We start from the raw sequence: 18,417 nt of genomic DNA, 5'->3' as shown, positions 1-18,417 counted from the left end.
TGTTTCCCGAATGCGTTTGCGGAAGCCGTCGCCGGTTGACGAGGCCTCCGACGGCGGTGTGCCGTGAAACGACTGCAAGGCGGGAAAGGGGCGGTTCTCCTCCCGCAAGCCCTGCGCGCAAACGATGGCGATCCGGGTGCAACCCCGCATCGTTATTGATCTTTTTTGCGCCTTGCACGGGAAAATCTAAAGGCGCCCCGGAAGCGGGGGAAATATATAATTCCGCGGGGTTCAGGTGCCTTTGCGACTGAGGTTCCCGGACGTCCCGAGCGGTGGCAGGACCGTGCCGGGCGGGGGGAGGAACGGCGCAAGGTCCACCGCCTGAAAGCGGTGCGCATGCGTGTGCGACCAGGCCGGACGGCGGTCGCGGTCGATCATCGCCGCGCGGATCCCTTCCGCGAAATCCGGGTGGATCAGGAGCTGCGAGACCACGGCATATTCGAGGCCGAGCGCGACCTCCAGGCTCTGCTGCCGACGGGCGCGGGCAAGCACCTCCAGCGTCAGCGCGAGCGCAAGAGGCGACGCCTTTAGGAGAGAGCGGGCCGCACGCGCGTAGGGCTCGCCGCCGCTATCCAACCGGGCGAGGATCTCCGGCACGTCGGGGGCGGCGAAGGCGTGTTCCAGCTCGGGCGCGAAACCGGGCAGGGCGGGGGCAGCAGGGCTTTCCGGCAGGGAGGCGGGCAGGGCGGCGATGCCTTGCGCGCACAGCGCCTCCGTCAGCTCCGGCAGGTCGGCCGAGGCGATGCGCCGACGCAGGAGCCCCAGCGAGACGGCGGCCTCCGCACCGAGCTTTTCGCCGGTGAGGGCGATGAAGGCGGCAAGCGGAGGGGAGAGGCCGGAGAGAAGATGCGAGGCGCCGGAATCGGGGATCCAGCCGATGCCGCATTCCGGCATGGCGAAGCTCGCCCGCTCGCTGGCGACCGGATGGCTTGCATGCAGCGCAAGCCCGAGGCCGCCGCCCATGGCAACGCCGTCGATCAGCGCGACGACGGGCTTCGGGTAGCGCGCAAGGGTGAGGTCGAGATGATATTCGGCAAGGCAGTGGCCGCGCGCGCCCTCCACATCGCCCTGGGCGACCCGGCCATGCACGGCGGCAATGTCGCCGCCGGCGCAAAAGGCCCGCCCGCCGACCGCATCCAGGACGACGAGTTCGGTGATCGGATCGCAGCGCCAGTCCTCGAGCGCCAAGGCGATGCCGGCAAGCATCGCCTCGCTCAGCATGTTGAGAGCGCGCGGACGGTTCAGTGTGATCCGTCCGGCCCGGCCCTCCCGCCGCACGATGAGTTCGCCGTCCGGCGCAGCGGCGCTCAATGGTGGATGAGGGCCGCCGACCAGGCGAAACCCGCGCCGTTGGAGACGACCATCACCTTGTCGCCGGTGCGGATCAGGTTCTGCTCCACCGCTTCCGCATAGTTGATGACCATGTCGCTTTCCTGGACATGGCCGCGATGCTTGAGCGCGCTGGTGTAGACCTTCTCCGGCGGCAGGCCGAACTTCTTCATGAAATAGGCCTGATCCCAGGTCGAGAAGGTCGGATAGACGTAATAGTCGACGTCGTCGAAGCCGAGGTTCAGCTTGTCGAGCAGCTGGGTCATCACCTTGCCGAACATGCGGAAATTGATCGGGATGACGCCCTCGTTGAACTTGTCCATCTTGGCGTACATGTGCAGCAGCCGCTCGGTGACTTCCTCGTTCGGCTGGCGGTTCTGCAGGCCGGGCACGTACCACACGTCGTGCAGCCGGCCGATGGAGATGGTCTCCACGCCGAGGATGCGCGCGCGGGTCGCATTCTTGCGCAGCACCAGCGCGCTGCCGCCGTCGCTCGCCACGGTGATCGGGTAGTAGGTCTTGTTGAGATCCGGCGTGCGGTCGCCGGCAAAGAGCAGCGCCGTCGTGACGTCGTCGTCGGCCAGCATCAAGGAGACGACGGTCTTCAGCGCCAGATGGTAGCTGGCGCAGCCGCCGGTGTTGACGGCGGTGGCGAAGGCGTTGTCCAGCCCCAGCTCCTGCTGCACGAGGCCGGCGGCCGACCAGGTCGGGCCGACATAGTCCTCCGGGATCGAGGTGAAGTCGACGACGAGATCCACCTCGCCGGGCGCGACGCCGGCCTGGTCGAGGGCGCGGCGCGCGGCGGCGATGGCCAGTACCGAGGGCAGCTCGTCGGTGACATGGATGTCATGGATGCCGATGTCGCGCTGGAAGTCGATGTTCTTCGACAAGGTGCCGAAGGGCACGTCCTCGTCTCGGAACACGTCCGCCACCAGCTTCTTGTCGGGCGGCAGGTAGAAGGCTTCGGAAAGGATGCCGACGTGGTCCATCTGGATCTCCCTTGTCAGTATTGCAGCAAGGTGGCGCCGTAGAGAAAGCCGTGGCCATGGGTGGCCAGCAGGACATGGGTGCCGGCGGGCGGCGCCTCTTCCTCCAGTTCCAGCATGTTGAGTACGAGGTCCGAGGCATGCAGGTGCCCGCGCGAGGCAAAGCCCGACGGCACCAGCCGCTCGCCGGCGCCGAGGCTGTCGCCGACCGCCTGTGCGTCCGAGGCGGAGATGTTGGCGGTGATGGTGCGGCCGATGTCGCTCCCCGACAGCCCGTGCCGGGCGAGTAGTTTGTCGACCAGCCCCTTGAGCTCATTGGTGCGATCGCTGCGCGCGTGCTTGGCCGCGTCCAGCGTCAGCCGGTAGAGGTCGAGCCGGGTGGGGTGCTTCATGCCGCCGCCGGGAATGTTGAGGACGTCGTGCAGTGCGCCGGTCGAGCGCATGGCGGTGCCCAGGATCCGGGCGCGGCCCGCGCCGCGCGCGACGATGACGGCGCTGGCCCCATCCCCCAGCACGGTGAGCGGGGCGTCCTTGCCGGCGATCACCCGGTTGCCGGATATCGCCTGGTCGGAGGCCACCAGCAGCACCCGGTGCACATCGTCGTTGGCGAGGATCAGCGCGCGGGCGAACTTGATCGCCGCATGCAGGTTCGACGAATGGCCGCCGCTATAGCCGAGGGTGAAGGCGCGCTTGGCGCCGAGTTCGGCCTGCAGCTCGTTGCTCATCGACCAGGCCGGCTCGACATAGCGCTGCGGCATCATCGAGAAGTCGATGATGGCATCGAGGTCGAGCGGGGTAAGGCCGGCGGTCTCCAGCACCTTGCGCGATACCGCAACGGCCATGTCGGTGGGGCTTTCGCCATCGAAGACATGAACGCTGTCGACGCCGAGCCGCGCGGCGGCGGTGACATCGACCGGGCCCGTCTCGCGGGCAATGATCTCGTCGAGCGTGTTGGTGCGCTCGGGCAGGTAATGGGCGGCCGCAAGCAGGCCGACGGGTTCCGTAACGCTGTCTCTGGCGCTTTCGCGGGTCATGGGATCGGGCTCCTGGCTGGGAGAAGGGTGCGCGCCGCCCGGCCTGCCTGCTCGCCCGCCAGCCGTGACGGCCAGCGGGCAAGCTCAAGCAGGGCGAGGGCGAACCAGTGGGGTGCCGAGCCGCTCAGGCGGCCCTTCGAAAGTGCGCCGCTCAGGCGGCGCGGGCCGCCCCGGTGCAGGCCTCGATGATGTCCGCCGGCACCGTGTGGTCGTCGTACCAGCGGCCCGACAGAGGCTTCTTCACCAGCGCGACATCGGCCGCGTAGGAGAGGATCTCGTCGTTGTGCCGGCCGATCTCCTGGCGCAGCGAGGCGGACAGCCCGCCGTCGAGCTCATAGGCCCGGTCGACGGAGCCCGTGAGGTAGCGCAGGTGGTCGATGCGGTCGTTGACGATCTTGATCGAGCGCTTGGTGATGCGGCCGAACTCCGCCTTGTCGTTGGCCATGACCTGCATGGCCTCGTACATGCTGGGCAGGAACTCGTCGCGCTTCATCCACTTGGTCTCGTAGTTCATCGCATCGCGCCAGCGCGGCTGGGTGAGCGACTTGCGATGGGACTCAAGATCGCGGTGGAACACCGTGTAGCCGTGCTCCTCCGGCTGCTCGAACCACTGGCAGCCCGGATCGAGGAACGGCACCATGCCGAAGATCGTCGGGATCACCTTGTCGTTCGGGAAGCGCTGCATCAGCCGGCGCGAATAGGCGACCGTCTCCATCACCGAGGCATGGGTCTGCTTCGGCATGCCGATCGTGTACCAGAGGTAGAAGCCCTTGATGCCGACATCGAGCGCGGCGGCGATCCAGTCCTCCATCTCCTCGTTGGTATAGGTGCCGCGCCCGCTGAGCCGGCTGATCTCCACGTCGTGCGATTGCGGCGACAGGTTGATGTAGATGTCGAGGTTGGGCGCGACCTCGGCCATCTGCTTGAGCACGGATGGCTTGGTCAGGCGGAACTGCTCGAAGGACACCGAACTGACGACGCCGCTGTCGTTGACCGCCTCCAGGTAGGAGAGCAGGCGCGGGGCGGATTCCGAGTAGGCCTGCAGCGTGTAGACGCTGAGCGGGGACTCGGTCTTGGGGAAGGTGGTGATCTCCCGCGCCAGCTGCTCCGAGCGGCGGTGGAAGACGGTCTTCTTCTCCACGTTCATCATCCGCTGATAGGCCCAGCGCGAGCCCGAGCACCAGCCGCAGCTCTGCTGGCAGCCGGTGTTCGGCAGCACCATCAGGTTCGGCATGTTCAGCAGGTTGTCGGTCTTGGGGAACATCTTCGACCAGTCGATCGCCACGTCGTTGAGCACGTCGGGCGTGTAGGTATGGCCGTTGTCGACGACTTCCCCCTTGTCCTTGTAGACCATGTTCTGGACGTCGAGGCGCCCGCGTACGCCGCGCTTGAGCTGCCCGACGAGATCGGCCAGCGGCTCCAGCGTGTCGTAGCCGCGGATGACGCCGTCGATCTGCGGGTACTGCATCATCTCGCGGGCATAGTAGGTGGAGACGATGCCGCCGAAGACGACGAAGCTCTCCGGGTGCACCTTCTTCAGCACCCCGGCGACCTCGATGGAGCCCTGGCAGTGGGGCAGCCAGTGCAGGTCGATGCCGAAGGCGGGGGCGTCGAGATACTGGAACAGCTTCTCCACGTCGAGCGTGGGGTGCTTGAGCATCAGCGACGCCAGGTTGACGATCTTCACGTCCAGCCCGCGCTCGGCAAGGAAGCTCTTGATCGACAGGAAGCCGAGCGGGTGCATCTCGAAGATCGGGGTGACGTTGCTGCTCTCCTGGCTGGAATACCAGCCGAGAACGAAGTCGTCCCGGTTGCGGAAGTCGAAGATCGCCGGTGCGTGGACCAGGATCAGGTCGGCCTTGATGCGTGTCATGGTATCGCCATCCCTCGGGTACCAGGACGGACGAAGGGCTGGGCCCTTACGCCGCCGCTGACGTGATCTTGCTGTGACAGAAACCGGAGAGCGCGTTCAGCGTCTTGTAGTTCTGCGAGGTGATCTCGTCCTCGTCGATGGCGATGCCGAATTCCTTTTCCATGTATTCGGTGACCTCGGCGATGCCGAGGGAGTCTAGAATGCCGCTGTCCAGCAGGTTCTCTTCCGGGTCGATGCCGCCCGAAACGTTCACGCCGGAGTTTTCCATCAGGTAGGCGAGCAGGTTCTTCTGTACGCTCATCAGGTCGGGTGCAGTCACGGGCCTTCTCCTCCATCAGGCTGTCGCGGCTCCCCGCATGGGGACGCCGGACCGTTGCAGTCCGTTCGGGCGCTGAGGGAGTCCCTCTCGCTCCCTGTCATTCGCACGGTGAATGAGTGTATATTTTTGTTGTTGTTGGAAATTTATCCAATTTAAACAGCTTATTGCCCAATTACGGCAAGTCAATATCGCCTGTCTGACTGAATATCTATCGATTGATATGTATTTTACGCAGAGGTATTCGTAGAAATATCAGAGTCTGTTATCGGGATGCGTCCGGCGGGGCGCCGGACGCAAGCAAGGCCGGGCGCAGGCGCTACAGACCGAGGGCGCGTGCGGCGATGGTGCGCTGGATGTCGGACGTGCCGGAATAGAGCAGGCTGCCGACCGCGTCGCGGAAGTCGCGCTCCACCTCGTAGTCGGCCATGTAGCCGTAGCCGCCATGGATCACGACCGAGTTCTGGCACGAGGCGACCCAGGCCTCGCTGAGATAGAGCTTGGCAAGCGCGGCCTCCATCGGGCAGCTGCCCTTGGTCTTCTTCAGCCAGGCGACCTTGTAGAGCAGCAGCCGCGAGGTCTCGTGCCGCAGCTTCATGTCGACGATGCGGTTGGACACCGACTGGAACTTGCCGATGGGCTTGCGGAACTGGGTGCGCTTGTTGGCGTGGGCGACGCACTGCTCCACCTGGTGTTCCATGGCGCCGACCAGGTTGGCCAGGATCGAACTGCGCTCCCACTCCATCGAGTTGTTGAAGATGCGCCCGCCCTGGCCCTCCTTGCCGATGCGCGCGGTGACCGGCACGCGGCAGTCCTCCAGTGTCAGCCAGGCCATCGGCGAGGTGCGCAGGCCCATCTTGCGGCGGTTCGCGCTGATGGTCAGGCCCGGCGTGTCGCGGTCGACGATGAAGCCGGTGAGGCCGAGCGAGCCGGCGCTCTTGTCGACCGTGGCGAAGATGACGAAGACATCCGCGACGGGGCCGTTGGTGCAGAACACCTTGGCGCCGTTGAGCACGTAGTGGTCGCCGTCGCGGGTGGCGGTGGTGCCGAGGCTCATCACGTCGGAGCCGGCCTCGGCCTCGGTGATGCCGTGGGCGCCGATCAGGTCGCCGGCAATCAGCCCGCGCAGGTACTTGTCCTTCTGCTCCGGCGTGCCGAACTGGGCGATCGGCATCTGCACGGTCCACATCTGGCCGTTCATGCTGAACAGCAGGCCGTTGTCGCGGCAGCCGTAGCCGAGCGCCTCCATGGCCAGCACCGTGGTGATGATGTCCTGTTCGGCGCCGCCATAGGCCTTCTCGAAGGGAAGGCCGAGGATGCCGAAGCCGGCGATCTTGCGCCACAGGTCGCGGGACAGGATGCACTCGGCATCGCGCTGCTTGAGGTCGCCCTCGTTGAGCTCGTCCTTGGCGAAGCGGACGACCTTCTCCTTGAAGGCCTCCTGCTCGGGAGTGAAGCTGAAGTCCATCTGCGCTCCTCGTGTTCCACTGGGATCTGGCGGGCGGGGATGCACGCCGAAGGTCTGGTCCCCGGCCGGAGTGCCGTCTCGGCATTTGCGCGGAGGTCCGGCAGGTGGTTGGATGGCGGGGCAGGTTTCGCCTTGCGGGTTACGGCCTACGGACAGGGTTGGAGGCACGCCTCCGCCGTTGCCTGGGGCCGACTTTTCCCCATGGCGAAAACTTCATTGATAATAGTGACAGTGATCTTGTGGAGAGGGTTATTCTTTGATGTGGCTCAGATCGGAATGCTTCTCGCCATTAAGACGAAATACATATGCCATAATTTCCTCCCGTTTTCGTGTTCTCTGCATTGGAATCCGATTTTGTTTATTGCATGGACTCCTGAAACGAGAAACTAATTTTAATTACAACCAGAATACAACTTTCCGTTCGTGTCGAGAAATATATATTTTTGCCATATAAAGGTTTGCGTTCGAATTTTTGGGGACAGCAAAAATCGGCCAATCCTAGGGAGCAGAAGGCAAACAATGAATCTGAGAAGGCTCAAGTTCTTTGTAACGGTTGCGGAAGAGTTGCATTTCGGCAGGGCTGCCGAACGCCTCTGTATGACGCAACCTCCGCTCAGTCAGGCCATTCTGGCATTGGAGGAGGAACTGTCCGTCACGCTGTTCAAGCGGACGAAACGAAATGTCGCGCTGACGCCTGTCGGCGAGCACCTTCTGTCCCACGTGAGCAAGCTGCTGCAGGAGGTCGAGGCGCTGCCGGCGCTGGCGCGCCAGCTTTCCCGGGGCGAGATCGGCTCGCTCAAGCTCGGTTTCGTCACGACGGCGGACTACAATCTGCTGCCGGAGCTGATCAGCCACTACGGCGCCACCTTTCCGGAGGTGAAGGTGACGCTGAAGGAGATGACCAGCGACCTGCAGGTCGAGGCCTTGATGCAGGGAGACATCAATGCCGGGCTGATCATTCCGCTGCACCAGACCCTGCACACCTCGCTGTCCTATCTGCCGTTGCTGCATGAGCCGCTGGTGGCGGCGGTGCCGGAAGAGTGGGTGCGGGCAGGGCGCGTGGAGATCGTCAACGGCCGGCTGAAGATCCAGGACGTTGCCGAGGAACCCCTGGTTCTGTTCCCGCGGCGCTCGGCGCCGGCCTTCCACGACATCATCACCACCTATTTCGCCGCGAACGGCATCGAGCCCGTCATCGGCCAGGAAGCGATCCAGATGCAGACCATCATCAGCCTGGTCTCGGCTGGGATGGGCTTTGCGCTGGTGCCCGGCTCGCTGCGCCGGCTGGGGCGCATGGGGGTGCGGTATGTCGGCTTGGAAGGCAAGCCGCCGACGATCGAGACCGGCCTTGTCTGGCGCAAGGAAGATCCCTCGCCGACGGTGCTGCGCCTGGTGGAGATCGCCCGCAGCCTGGGCGAGCCCGTGTCCGACGACGACGGCAGCGCGGGCGAGGGCCGGGGCAATGGCCGCGGCGACGGGCTGGGTGGAGGAGCGCCGGGCGTCGGCCTGCCCGAGGCGGCGATGGTGCATGCCCGCCACGACCTGAACAGCCACGGCCACGCCGGCCGGCTGGACTGACACGGGAAACGTCCCTCCCGCACACTCGAACGCAAACACGAAGGTTGGCGCCGGCTCGGGAGGCTGGCGCCACTGTCCGGCCCGCTCGTTCGGGCGCATGTCCGGGCGCCGTCCCGCGTCCGCGATTAGGTCGAAAAACGACTTAATACCGCATGACAAATATATTTCTGAAATGAAAGGCGAGGCGATACGGTCGCCGGAAAGCTGACGGGCACACCTTCCGCAGACGCGAAACAGCGAGGGATTTTAGGCGGTTGCGCCGCTCTCTCGACCTGCTCCGCGAGCCGTGGACAGGCCGGCCGTGTCCGTCCGGATCGGGAGGCGGCCTGCACGACGGGCCGGAGAAGCGGCGGACCGGCGCCGCGCGCGTTTCCAGGGAGGACTGCGGGTGCCATACAACGAGCGTTCGAAGACGATTTCGCAAGGGGTCGAGCGTTCGCCGAACAGGGCCATGTTCTATGGCCTCGGCTACACCAAGGAAGATTTCGACAACCCGATGATCGGCATTGCCAACGGGCATTCGACGATCACGCCCTGCAACGCCGGCCTCCAGCCGCTCGCCGATGTGGCGGTGAAGGCGATCAAGGAGGCGGGCGCCAACCCGCAGATCTTCGGCGTGCCCACCATTTCCGACGGCATGTCGATGGGCACGGAAGGCATGAAGTACTCGCTGATCTCGCGCGAGGTCATCGCCGACTGCGTCGAGATGACGGTGCAGGGCCAGTGGATGGACGGCGTGCTGGTGCTGGGCGGCTGCGACAAGAACAAGCCCGGCGGCATGATCGGCATCGTCCGCGCCAACGTCCCGGCGATCTACGTTTATGGCGGCACCATCAAGCCGGGCAAGTGGAAGGGGCAGGACCTGTCGGTCATCTCCGCCTTCGAGGCTGTCGGCGCGATCAAGGCCGGCCGCATGAGCGAAGAGGACTTCGAGGGCATCGAGCGCAACGCCTGCCCGACGACCGGCGCATGCGGGGGCATGTACACCGCCAACACCATGAGCTCCTCCTTCGAGGCGCTCGGCATGGCGCTGCTCTACTCCTCGACCATGGCCAATATCGACCAGGAGAAGTTCGACTCCACGGCCGAGTCCGCCCGCGTCCTCGTCGAGGCGGTGAAGAAGGGCCTGAAGCCGCGCGACATCGTCACCCGCAAGAGCGTCGAGAACGCGATCACTCTGGTGATGGCGACCGGCGGCTCCACCAACGCGGTGCTGCACTACCTGGCCATCTGCCACGCGGCCGAGGTCGAGTGGACGCTCGACGATTTCGAGCGGATCCGCCGCAAGGTTCCGGTGATCTGCGATCTCAAGCCGTCCGGCAAGTACATGGCGGTCGACCTGCACAAGGCGGGCGGCGTGCCGCAGATCCTCAAGATCCTGCTGAATGCCGGCCTGCTGCACGGCGACTGCATGACCATCACCGGCCGGACCCTGGCCGAGGAACTGGCCCATGTGCCGGATGCCCCGCCCGCCGACCAGGACGTGATCCGGCCGATCGAGGGTGCACTCTATCCGGAAGGCCACCTTGCGATCCTGCGCGGCAACCTGGCCGAGGACGGCGCGGTGGCCAAGATCACCGGCCTGAAGTCGACCTCAATCACCGGCCCGGCGCGCGTCTTCGACGACGAGCAGTCGGCGATGGATGCGATCCTCTCCGACCGCATCCGCCCCGGCGATGTGCTGGTGCTGCGCTATCTCGGCCCGCGCGGCGGACCGGGCATGCCGGAGATGCTGGCCCCGACCTCGGCGATCATCGGCCGCGGCCTTGGCGCCGATGTCGGCCTGATCACCGACGGCCGCTTCTCGGGCGGCTCGTGGGGCATGCTGGTCGGCCACGTCACGCCGGAGGCCTATGAGGGCGGCACCATCGCGCTCGTCGAGGAAGGCGACACGATCACCATCGACGCCTCGCGCCAGTTGCTGCAGCTGGAGGTGAACGACGAGGAACTGGCCCGCCGCCGCGCCAACTGGCGCCAGCCGGAGCCGCGCTACCGCAACGGCGTTCTCGGCAAGTTCGCCCAGCTCGCGCTGCCCGCCAACAAGGGCGCGGTGACGGGCTGACGGAGCCTCGGCAAGCTTCGGGGCGGACCGGATCCGCCCCGTCGCAGCCCAAGGCGGCAACGAAAACGGATAGAGCGGAATGACGATCCGACCGGAACGCGGCCCGCTCTAGGAGGCTGTCCGTCCGGCATCCGCACCTCCGGTTGATGGGGGGATGGTGCCGGAGGCTGGACGGGCAGACTTTCCGGGCGTCAGGACGGGGCATCGGTGCCCGGTCCCGCGGCCCGGCTTCGCGGTCTCGGCCTGCTGCGCGCAAGCCGCGCTGCGGCTGGTGCCTTTTGCGAGCGCCGAAGGCTGCGCTGCGCCGAAATCCGGCCACCTGGCCGAACCGATGAGACCGGCCCCTCAAACCGGGCCGCAAAACGAACATCTGAAACGGGCCGCCGAGCCGAGCCGCCAACCCGGGCCACCTGCGCCCGACTTCAAAGGGGAGGCGAACGGGGAGGGCAGGGCGGCCGGCAACCGGGCCAGTCGTCTCTGGTCGAGGATGCCAACGTGTCAGCCGGGGTCGGAAGATCCCGGCCGCTGGCGTTTGCCTGCTCGCTTTGCCGGCTTGTGGTTTCGTGTTTCAACAGTCACAAGAAATAGAAAAATAGAATTAGACCGGGTCGGGCCCGCTTCATATCCTCATCTTACAATCGAATAGAATAATATTCGCTTGAGGAGGGGAATTATGTCGGCCGATGAGTGTTGTTGTTGCTTCCTTGATGCAAGTAACGTGGCGGCGGGGTCGGCGGTTTCCGTCCGTGCGGCAAGAGGAGCTGCAGGCGCTGGCCGGCGGGGGCGAGGGCGCATGCTGCTCCTGGCCGGAGCCATGGCGCTGGGGCTCGCTCCGGGCTGGATGGCTCCGGCCAAGGCCGCCAGCTACACGATGACGATTGCCCATCTCTATCCGGACGACCTTGCCAACAACGAGACCGCGCCGGCGCTCAAGCATTTCGAACAGCTGGTCGAGAGCGCCACGGGCGGCGATATCGACGTGCAGATCTTCGGCAACGGCGCGCTCGGCGGCGAAGTCGAGGCCGCCCAGCAGGCCCGCGCCGGCAAGACCGTCCAGTCGGTCATGCTGGGCTCCGGCACGCAGGCCTCCTTCTTCCGCAATTACGAGATGATCACCTCGCCGTTCCTGTTCCCCGACTACCGGACGGCCTGGACCTTCTTCGACAGCCCGTGGTTCGCCAGGTTCATGAAGCCGATGGTGCAGGAAAGCGGGTTGCGCTACCTCGGCACGCTGGACGATGGCGGCGGCTTCGTCGCCTTCGCCAACAACAAGCGGCTGATCACCAAGGTCGAGGACCTCAAGGGCCTGCGCATCCGCATCGAGGAAAACCAGGCGCACATGACGATCATGAGCGCGCTCGGCGCCTCGCCGACGACGCTGCCCTGGGGCGAGTTGCAGACCGGTCTGGCGACCGGCCTCGTCGACGGCCATTTCCATGCGCCCGGCGTCAACGACATCTTCAAGTTCTCGGACGTGACCGACTTCACCACCTGGAGCGGCCATGTCTACAACACCATCACCTGGAGCGTCAGCGAGGCCTGGTTCTCGCAGCTGCCCGACGACTACAAGAAGATCATCGTGACCTCGGCCCGCGAGGCGGTGGCGATGGCGCATGGCATCGCCGCGCAGATCACCGTCATCGGCTGGGTGAACTCCTGCAAGAAGTTCGAGCAGTGCCACATCCTCTCCGATGCCGAGAAGCAGCGAATGCGCGACATCTCGCAGCCTCTCTATCGCGAGTGGCTGGTGAAGGAGTTCGGGGAGAAGGCCTCGCTCTACGACGATCTGCGCGCCGAAGTCTCGCGCATCCATAACGAGCTGAACCGTTCCGCCGTCGAGCTTTATCTCGACTGACGCGGCTGGCAGGCGGCGACGGGGCGTGTCCGGCCGCCGCCTGCCTTTCGCGGACGCGCAAGCGCCGCTCTGGACATCGCCTCCGCCGACCGGGACCGAACCGATGAGCATGACTTCCACCATTGGGCCGGGAGCGCTTCTTGACGCCCTGCGCCGGGCCAGCGACATGGTCAACCGCGCCACCATCCTCGTCTGCGCGGTTCTGCTTGCCGTGATGCTGCTCGTCTCGGCGGCCGGCATCATGCTGGAGCTCGGTCTGGCGCTGGCGGGGCGCTTCGACCGGGCGGACCTGTTCGACAGCGGGCCGCTGGCCTTCGCCTATGCCAACACCCGTCCCTCGCTGTTCCGCCTGTTCCTGCCCTGGCTCGGCATGCTCAGCATCACCGTCGCGTTCAAGTATGGCGAGCATATCGCCATTCTTGCCGTGGCGCGGCGGCTGCCCCGCTGGGCCGCGCGGCTGGCGCAGGCGGTGAACCTGGCCGCCATCGGCCTCTTCGCCCTGGCGCTGGTGTGGTACGGGTTCGGCTTCTTCCGCGAGGCCAGCAACCTCTACATCATCTCGCCCAGCCTGCAGGTGACGCATCACTGGACGGCGGCCTCCGTGCCGGTGGCGGGCGCGATCCTGTGCCTGCACCTCGTCGACGGAATGGCGCTGCTGGAAGAGCGCGGCGCGATCAGTGCGGCGGCCGAGGAGGTCGAGGCGGCGGAGGCGGAGCTGGAGTTCGGCGACGGACCGCCGACCGGTGCGGGCGAGCCGGACGACGCCGGCGCGCGCGAGGCCGGCACGGCGACCGCGCGGCGCATTGCGGAGGTCGCGGGATGAGCGCCTCCGTCGCCTTCATCGTGCTGATGTTCATCGGCCTGCCGCTCGGCCTGGTGCTGACGGCCGCCGGCATGGTCGGCGCCTATTCCATCGGCGGGGCGGATTTCCTCGGCATTCTCGCCGACCGCTTCTACTCCGGCGTCTCGGGCTACGTGCTGATCGCCGTGCCCTATTTCATCATCACCGCCGAGATCATGAACCGCGCCGGGCTGACAGAGCGGCTGATCGCCTTTGCCAGCTCGCTGTTCGGCCGGGTGCCCGGGGCGCTGTCGCATGTCAATGTCACCACCTGCCTGCTGTTCGCCGGGCTGACCGGCGCGGCGGTGACCGAGACGGCGGCCATCGGGCGCACGCTGATCCCCTCTATGCGCAAGGAGGGCTACAGCGCGGCTTATTGCGCTGCCGTTACAGCCTGTTCGGCCATCGTCGGGCCGATCATCCCGCCCAGCATCATCATGATCGCCTATGCGGCGACCCTGCGGGACACCTCGATCCTCGGCCTGTTCGCCGCCGGCATTGTGCCGGGGCTTATGATGGGCCTCGCCATGCTGGTGGTCAGCGGCATCATCTCGTGGCGGCGCGGCTATGCCGGCCACCAGCGGGTGATGCTCTCGGTGATCGTCTCCACCGGCATCAGCGCGCTGGCGGCGATGGGCATTCCGCTGGTCATTCTCGGCGGTGTGCTGACCGGCCTGACCACGGTGACCGAGGCCTCCGTGATCGCCTGCATCTATGCCCTGGTGCTCGGCGGCTTCGCCTATCGCCGGCTCAGCCGGCACGATCTGTGGGAGTCGCTGGTCTCCACGGTCAGCTTCAGCGGCGTGGTGTTCCTGCTGCTCGGCGCGTCCAACGTGCTCGGCTGGTTCGTCACCCGCTCCGGCATCGCCCGTCATGCGGCCGAGACCATCGCCACCATGAGCGACAATCCGGTGGTGCAGATCCTGGCGGTCGCCGCGCTGCTCATCGTCATCGGCATGTTCATCGACGTGCTGCCGGCCATCATCATCGCCGTGCCGGTGCTGGCACCGGCGCTGGTCGAGCTCGGCTTCCATCCGCTGCATGCGGGCATGGTGATGCTGCTGGCGCTCAACCTCGGCAACATCACGCCGCCGGTCGGCCTGACCCTGATGACCGCCGCGCGAATAGCCAACGCCCCATACGAAAGCGCGGTGCGCGAGTCGCTGCCCTTCGCCTTCGCCCATGTGGTGATCGTGGTGCTGTGCGCGCTGTTCCCGGCCATCACCCTCCTGGTGCCGCGCATGTTCGGCGTGGGCATGTAGGCGGCTTCCTTTTCGACCAACGTCACACAGAGAGTGAAGACCATGACCAAGGATCAATCGGTGGAGCGGCTGACCGCAGTCCTGCAGAAGATCGCGGCGGCGGAAGAGGTGCGCGAGGGCAATCCCGGCCCGGTGACGCTGGTCGCCGTCTCCAAGACCTTCGACGCGGATGCGATCCGCCCGGTGATCGCCGCAGGGGCCCGCGTGTTCGGCGAGAACAAGGTGCAGGAGGCGCAGGAGAAGTGGCCGGCGCTGAAGGCCGAGTATCCCGACATCGAGCTGCGCCTGCTCGGGCCGCTGCAGTCCAACAAGGCGAGGGACGCGGTCGCCCTGTTCGACGTCATCGAAAGCGTCGACCGGGAGAAGATCGCCGCCGAGATCTCCCGCGAGATCGCCCGCCAGGGCCGCAGCCCGCGCCTCTATGTGCAGGTGAATACGGGGCGCGAGCCGCAGAAGGCCGGCATCGATCCGGACGAGGCCATCGCCTTTGTCGAGCGCTGCCGGGATGTGCACGGGCTGACCATCGAGGGGCTGATGTGCATCCCGCCGGCCGGCGAGGATCCCGCACCGCATTTCGAGCTGCTGGCTGCGCTCGCCGACAAGGCGGGGCTCGCCCGCCGCTCCATGGGCATGTCCGGCGACTACGAGAAGGCGGTGATCTACGGCGCGACCAGCGTGCGCGTCGGCTCGGCCATCTTCGGCACCCGCACCTATGCCTGACCGCAGCCCGAACCGCATTCTCCTTTTCATTCAGGACGCTACTCGATGAACATCAACGCTCACCAGAAGCTGGACTACCGGATCACCCACCAGTTCGACGGCCTGACCATTTCGGACGGCGAGTTCCAGCGCCTGCTCGACATCGCCAGCTGGAACGGCCATGTGCCGACCTTCACCCGGCGCGGCCGCGGCTCCTGGGAAAGCCTGAACGAGCCGATCGCGCTCAAGGACGACCCTTCCGTCACCTTCCATGCGGCCAAGCTCAAGGGCGTCGGCCTGTGGAACCCGATCCTGCCGGGCGACGCGGAATATTCCAACAAGCTGCATGACGATGCCGGCAACGATCCCGTGCCGCCGCTGACGGACCTCCTGGAATATCTCGTCACCTATCCGCATTTCGGCATCTCGAACGAGGGCGAGTACAAGTACGCCTACAGCTCGCCGAGCCCCATCGGCGGCATCGTCCACGAGCGCGCCCATCGCGAGTTCTGGTCGGCCGAGCGGCTGGTGCGCCACGGCGTGCCGACCATCGCGCCGCTGGCGGTGATCGAGTATGGCGGCAACCTGTCCTTCCAGGGCCAGCCGATGGGCGCGGTGCTGACGCTCTCGCCCGGCTCCGCCTCCTACCGCATCTCGGAGATCCTGTTCGGCGCCGGCATGGCGCGTGGCAGCGATCCCGCCTTCGACGCCCATTACGACGGCATCCGCGAGGCGCTCGGCGTCGAGGGCGACCCGGACGACGAGCGCGTCCGCCTGACGGTGATCTGCAAGCTCGCCCGCGAGGCCGGCAAGCTGCTGCACGACTTCTCGCTGGCCGAGCTCTACCGCTACTCCGGCGACTGGGGCAATTTCGTCTACTCGGTCGAGAGCAAGCGGCTCTTCCTGATCGACCTCGATTCCGTGCAGGACATCAACAACCTGCCGCCGACGGCGAAGGCGATGCAGTCCTGGCGCGACCTGGCCAGCGCCATCTACCGGATGGTCGGAAAGCTCGGCTACCCGACCGCGCTCGGCAAGTACACCATCGACAACCTGATGGAGTTCGACCCGATCGCGGCGAAGATCGCCGGCTATTTCCCGGACGTGCCGGAGGCCGAGATCCGCGCCATCTCCCGCCGCCTGTGGGGCTACTTCATCCCGCATCTGGCGCTGTTGACCAAGCACCGCGACGACATTCTCGGCGGCTGGGACGGGGACCGGCGCAAGTCCTACAAGATGGACCACGACCTCTTCTACATCCTGGCGCTGACCCTGCTGCGGCCGCTGTTCGAGCGCAGCGCGGTCGGGCGCAAGTATCCCAGCGACATCACCGACGACGAGATGTGGGGCAAGGCCGAGCGCTTCCTCGGCAACCGCTTCCAGTATTTCGCCTGGCTGATGGGCCGGTACGACATTTAGAAAATCGGGAGACGACGATGGCGCGCATCATTCCGCGAATGCTTCAGGCTCTGGCACGGCAGGCGCCGGAGGCTGCCGCCATCGCCTTCGAGGGCACGACATGGACGCGGGCGGAGCTGCAGGACTTCGCCGCCCGCGTTGCCGGCGCCCTGCGCGCCGGCGGCGTGCGCCGCGACGACCGGGTGGCCGTCTATCTCGACAAGTCGCCGGAGGCGGTCGGCACGCTGCTCGGCGTGATGATGGCGGACGCGATCTGCGTGCCGCTCGATCCGACCGGCCCGGCGCCGCGCCTTGCCGCCATCCTGAAGGATTGCGAGCCGTCGATGCTCGTCTCCTCCGCCAACAAGGCGAAGCGGCTGGAGGCGCTGGCGGCCGAGGGGTGCGAGCTGCCGCCGGTGCTGGTGACGGGCGGCGTGCCGCTGGCGCTGTCGGCGGAGGCGCGCGGCATCGCCCCGGTGATGCTGGAGCCCCAGGATGAGACGAAGGATAAGGCGAGGGGTGAAGCGGCCGCGCCGCCGCCCTCGCAGGTGATCGACGAGGACCTCGCCTATATCCTCTACACCTCCGGCTCGACCGGAAAGCCCAAGGGCGTGATGATCAGCCACCGGGCCATCGTCGCCTTCTCAGACTGGGCGGGCGAGTATTTCGCGCTTCACGCGCAGGACCGGGTCGCCTCGCATTCGCCGCTGCATTTCGACCTGTCGCTGTTCGATGTGTGGACGACGCTGGCGCACGGGGCCTGTGTGCACCTAGTGCCGCAGGGCATTTCCTTCATGGCGACGGACCTGGTGCGCTTCATCGCCGAAAGCCGCGTGACGGTGTGGCAGTCCGTGCCTTCCGTGCTGCGGATGATTACCCGCCAGCTCGGCGATCCGGGTCCGGAATACGACCAGCTGCGGCTGATCTTCTTTGCCGGCGAGCCCTATCCGCCGGCGGAGCTGCGCGAGCTGATGAGCCGCCTGCCGAATGCGCGCTACCACAACATCTACGGCGCGACGGAGATCAACGACGTTACCTGCCACACACTGACCGGGCTGCCGGATGACGGGCCGCTGCCCATCGGTGTGCCCTGCGCGCATATGGAGGTCCTGGTGCTGGGCGAGGAGGGCGAGGTGCTGTCGGCGCAAGGCACGGTCGGCGAGCTGTGCGCCCGCGGGCCGACGCTGGCCAGGGGCTACTGGGGCGATCCCGCGATGACGGCGGCGAAGTTCGTCCAGGACCCGCGCCACGATCTCTACCCGGATCCGCTTTATCGCACCGGCGATCTGGTGCGCATCGGCGAGGGCGGCAAGCTGCACTATGTCGGAAGGCGCGACGCCCAGGTGAAGATCCGCGGCTTCCGCGTCAATATCGGCGAGGTCGAGGAGGCGTTGCTGCGCCACGACGCCATCAGCGAGGTGGCGGTGATCGACGAGCTCGACGCCGACGGCAACCGCACGCTGGCCGCCTGCTTCATCGCGCACCGTGAGGTGCCGGACGCACGCACGCTGAAGCGGCACTGCCTTGCCTTCCTGCCCAACTACATGGTGCCCGAGCGCTTCGTGCCGGTCGATACCCTGCCGCGCACTTCCACCGGCAAGATCGACCGCCAGGCCCTGCGCCGGCAGCAGGAGGCAATGGCGCAGCCTGCCTGAGGGCGCACGCCCTCGGGGAGGGGGCGCAAAAGGCGGCGAGCCTCGTCTGCTTGCCGTCGCG

General features: G+C 66.3%; 14 protein-coding genes. 8 read left to right on the top strand and 6 right to left on the bottom strand.

Going from position 1 to position 18,417, the window contains the following annotated elements; all coding sequences use genetic code 11:
* Positions 1–231: 231 nt before the first annotated feature.
* The 6 genes from ACVJ6E_RS00270 to ACVJ6E_RS00245 all read right to left on the bottom strand — a co-directional run bounded on the left by ACVJ6E_RS00270 (position 232) and on the right by ACVJ6E_RS00245 (position 7,006).
* On the bottom strand, positions 232–1,311 hold the full coding sequence (locus ACVJ6E_RS00270; protein ID WP_158592650.1) for an enoyl-CoA hydratase/isomerase family protein: 1,080 nt from the start codon (positions 1,309–1,311) through the stop codon (positions 232–234).
* Positions 1,308–2,318, bottom strand: a complete 1,011-nt coding sequence (locus ACVJ6E_RS00265) for a 3-oxoacyl-[acyl-carrier-protein] synthase III C-terminal domain-containing protein (protein WP_120268180.1) — start codon at positions 2,316–2,318, stop codon at positions 1,308–1,310. Before ACVJ6E_RS00265 ends, ACVJ6E_RS00270 begins: the two co-directional genes overlap by 4 nt.
* A gap of 14 nt (positions 2,319–2,332) precedes the next feature.
* Entirely contained in the window at positions 2,333–3,349 is a 1,017-nt protein-coding gene (locus ACVJ6E_RS00260) for a 3-oxoacyl-[acyl-carrier-protein] synthase III C-terminal domain-containing protein (RefSeq protein WP_120268179.1), read from the bottom strand.
* A 151-nt stretch (positions 3,350–3,500) separates the two neighbouring features.
* Positions 3,501–5,222 carry a cobalamin-dependent protein gene (locus ACVJ6E_RS00255; RefSeq protein WP_120268178.1) on the bottom strand — a complete coding sequence of 574 codons (1,722 nt, stop codon included), beginning with the start codon at positions 5,220–5,222 and terminating at the stop codon, positions 3,501–3,503.
* A gap of 46 nt (positions 5,223–5,268) precedes the next feature.
* Entirely contained in the window at positions 5,269–5,541 is a 273-nt protein-coding gene (locus ACVJ6E_RS00250) for an acyl carrier protein (RefSeq protein ID WP_147421839.1), read from the bottom strand.
* A gap of 316 nt (positions 5,542–5,857) precedes the next feature.
* Positions 5,858–7,006, bottom strand: a complete 1,149-nt coding sequence (locus tag ACVJ6E_RS00245) for an acyl-CoA dehydrogenase family protein (RefSeq protein WP_120268177.1) — start codon at positions 7,004–7,006, stop codon at positions 5,858–5,860.
* 519 nt (positions 7,007–7,525) lie between these two features.
* On the opposite strand from ACVJ6E_RS00245, the gene ACVJ6E_RS00240 reads away from it, so the two are divergent.
* The 8 genes from ACVJ6E_RS00240 (at position 7,526) to ACVJ6E_RS00205 (ending at position 18,356) form a co-directional block, all read left to right on the top strand.
* Positions 7,526–8,584 carry a LysR family transcriptional regulator gene (locus ACVJ6E_RS00240; protein WP_120268176.1) on the top strand — a complete coding sequence of 353 codons (1,059 nt, stop codon included), beginning with the start codon at positions 7,526–7,528 and terminating at the stop codon, positions 8,582–8,584.
* A gap of 388 nt (positions 8,585–8,972) precedes the next feature.
* On the top strand, positions 8,973–10,646 hold the full coding sequence (gene ilvD, locus ACVJ6E_RS00235) for a dihydroxy-acid dehydratase (protein WP_120268175.1): 1,674 nt from the start codon (positions 8,973–8,975) through the stop codon (positions 10,644–10,646).
* 793 nt (positions 10,647–11,439) lie between these two features.
* A complete protein-coding gene (gene dctP / locus ACVJ6E_RS00230) occupies positions 11,440–12,501 on the top strand; it encodes a TRAP transporter substrate-binding protein DctP (protein WP_120268174.1) in 1,062 nt (353 codons plus the stop codon).
* A 103-nt stretch (positions 12,502–12,604) separates the two neighbouring features.
* Positions 12,605–13,324, top strand: coding sequence for a TRAP transporter small permease (locus ACVJ6E_RS00225; protein ID WP_120268173.1), 720 nt, complete (start codon positions 12,605–12,607; stop codon positions 13,322–13,324).
* Entirely contained in the window at positions 13,321–14,604 is a 1,284-nt protein-coding gene (locus tag ACVJ6E_RS00220) for a TRAP transporter large permease (protein ID WP_120268172.1), read from the top strand. The genes ACVJ6E_RS00225 and ACVJ6E_RS00220 overlap by 4 nt, the downstream gene beginning before the upstream one ends.
* A 42-nt stretch (positions 14,605–14,646) precedes the next feature.
* Complete coding sequence (locus ACVJ6E_RS00215; RefSeq protein ID WP_120268171.1) at positions 14,647–15,324, top strand: YggS family pyridoxal phosphate-dependent enzyme; 678 nt, start codon at positions 14,647–14,649, stop codon at positions 15,322–15,324.
* 45 nt (positions 15,325–15,369) lie between these two features.
* Complete coding sequence (locus tag ACVJ6E_RS00210; RefSeq protein WP_120268170.1) at positions 15,370–16,722, top strand: SET domain-containing protein; 1,353 nt, start codon at positions 15,370–15,372, stop codon at positions 16,720–16,722.
* Positions 16,723–16,739: 17 nt separating this feature from the next.
* A complete protein-coding gene (locus ACVJ6E_RS00205; protein ID WP_120268169.1) occupies positions 16,740–18,356 on the top strand; it encodes an amino acid adenylation domain-containing protein in 1,617 nt (538 codons plus the stop codon).
* Positions 18,357–18,417 lie beyond the last annotated feature (61 nt).

Source organism: Stappia sp. G46H5W (assembly GCF_058448995.1).
This window is presented reverse-complemented; position numbering and strand designations above follow the sequence as displayed.

Excerpts from the sequence above, each read along its gene's own strand:
- ACVJ6E_RS00255 (WP_120268178.1), bottom strand. The coding sequence starts at position 5,222 with ATGACACGCATCAAGGCCGACCTGATCCTGGTCCACGCACCGGCGATC.
- ACVJ6E_RS00220 (WP_120268172.1), top strand. The coding sequence starts at position 13,321 with ATGAGCGCCTCCGTCGCCTTCATCGTGCTGATGTTCATCGGCCTGCCG.
- ACVJ6E_RS00265 (WP_120268180.1), bottom strand. The coding sequence starts at position 2,318 with ATGGACCACGTCGGCATCCTTTCCGAAGCCTTCTACCTGCCGCCCGAC.
- ACVJ6E_RS00245 (WP_120268177.1), bottom strand. The coding sequence starts at position 7,006 with ATGGACTTCAGCTTCACTCCCGAGCAGGAGGCCTTCAAGGAGAAGGTC.
- ACVJ6E_RS00225 (WP_120268173.1), top strand. The coding sequence starts at position 12,605 with ATGAGCATGACTTCCACCATTGGGCCGGGAGCGCTTCTTGACGCCCTG.
- dctP (WP_120268174.1), top strand. The coding sequence starts at position 11,440 with ATGCTGCTCCTGGCCGGAGCCATGGCGCTGGGGCTCGCTCCGGGCTGG.
- ACVJ6E_RS00205 (WP_120268169.1), top strand. The coding sequence starts at position 16,740 with ATGGCGCGCATCATTCCGCGAATGCTTCAGGCTCTGGCACGGCAGGCG.
- ACVJ6E_RS00260 (WP_120268179.1), bottom strand. The coding sequence starts at position 3,349 with ATGACCCGCGAAAGCGCCAGAGACAGCGTTACGGAACCCGTCGGCCTG.
- ACVJ6E_RS00215 (WP_120268171.1), top strand. The coding sequence starts at position 14,647 with ATGACCAAGGATCAATCGGTGGAGCGGCTGACCGCAGTCCTGCAGAAG.
- ACVJ6E_RS00240 (WP_120268176.1), top strand. The coding sequence starts at position 7,526 with ATGAATCTGAGAAGGCTCAAGTTCTTTGTAACGGTTGCGGAAGAGTTG.
- ACVJ6E_RS00210 (WP_120268170.1), top strand. The coding sequence starts at position 15,370 with ATGAACATCAACGCTCACCAGAAGCTGGACTACCGGATCACCCACCAG.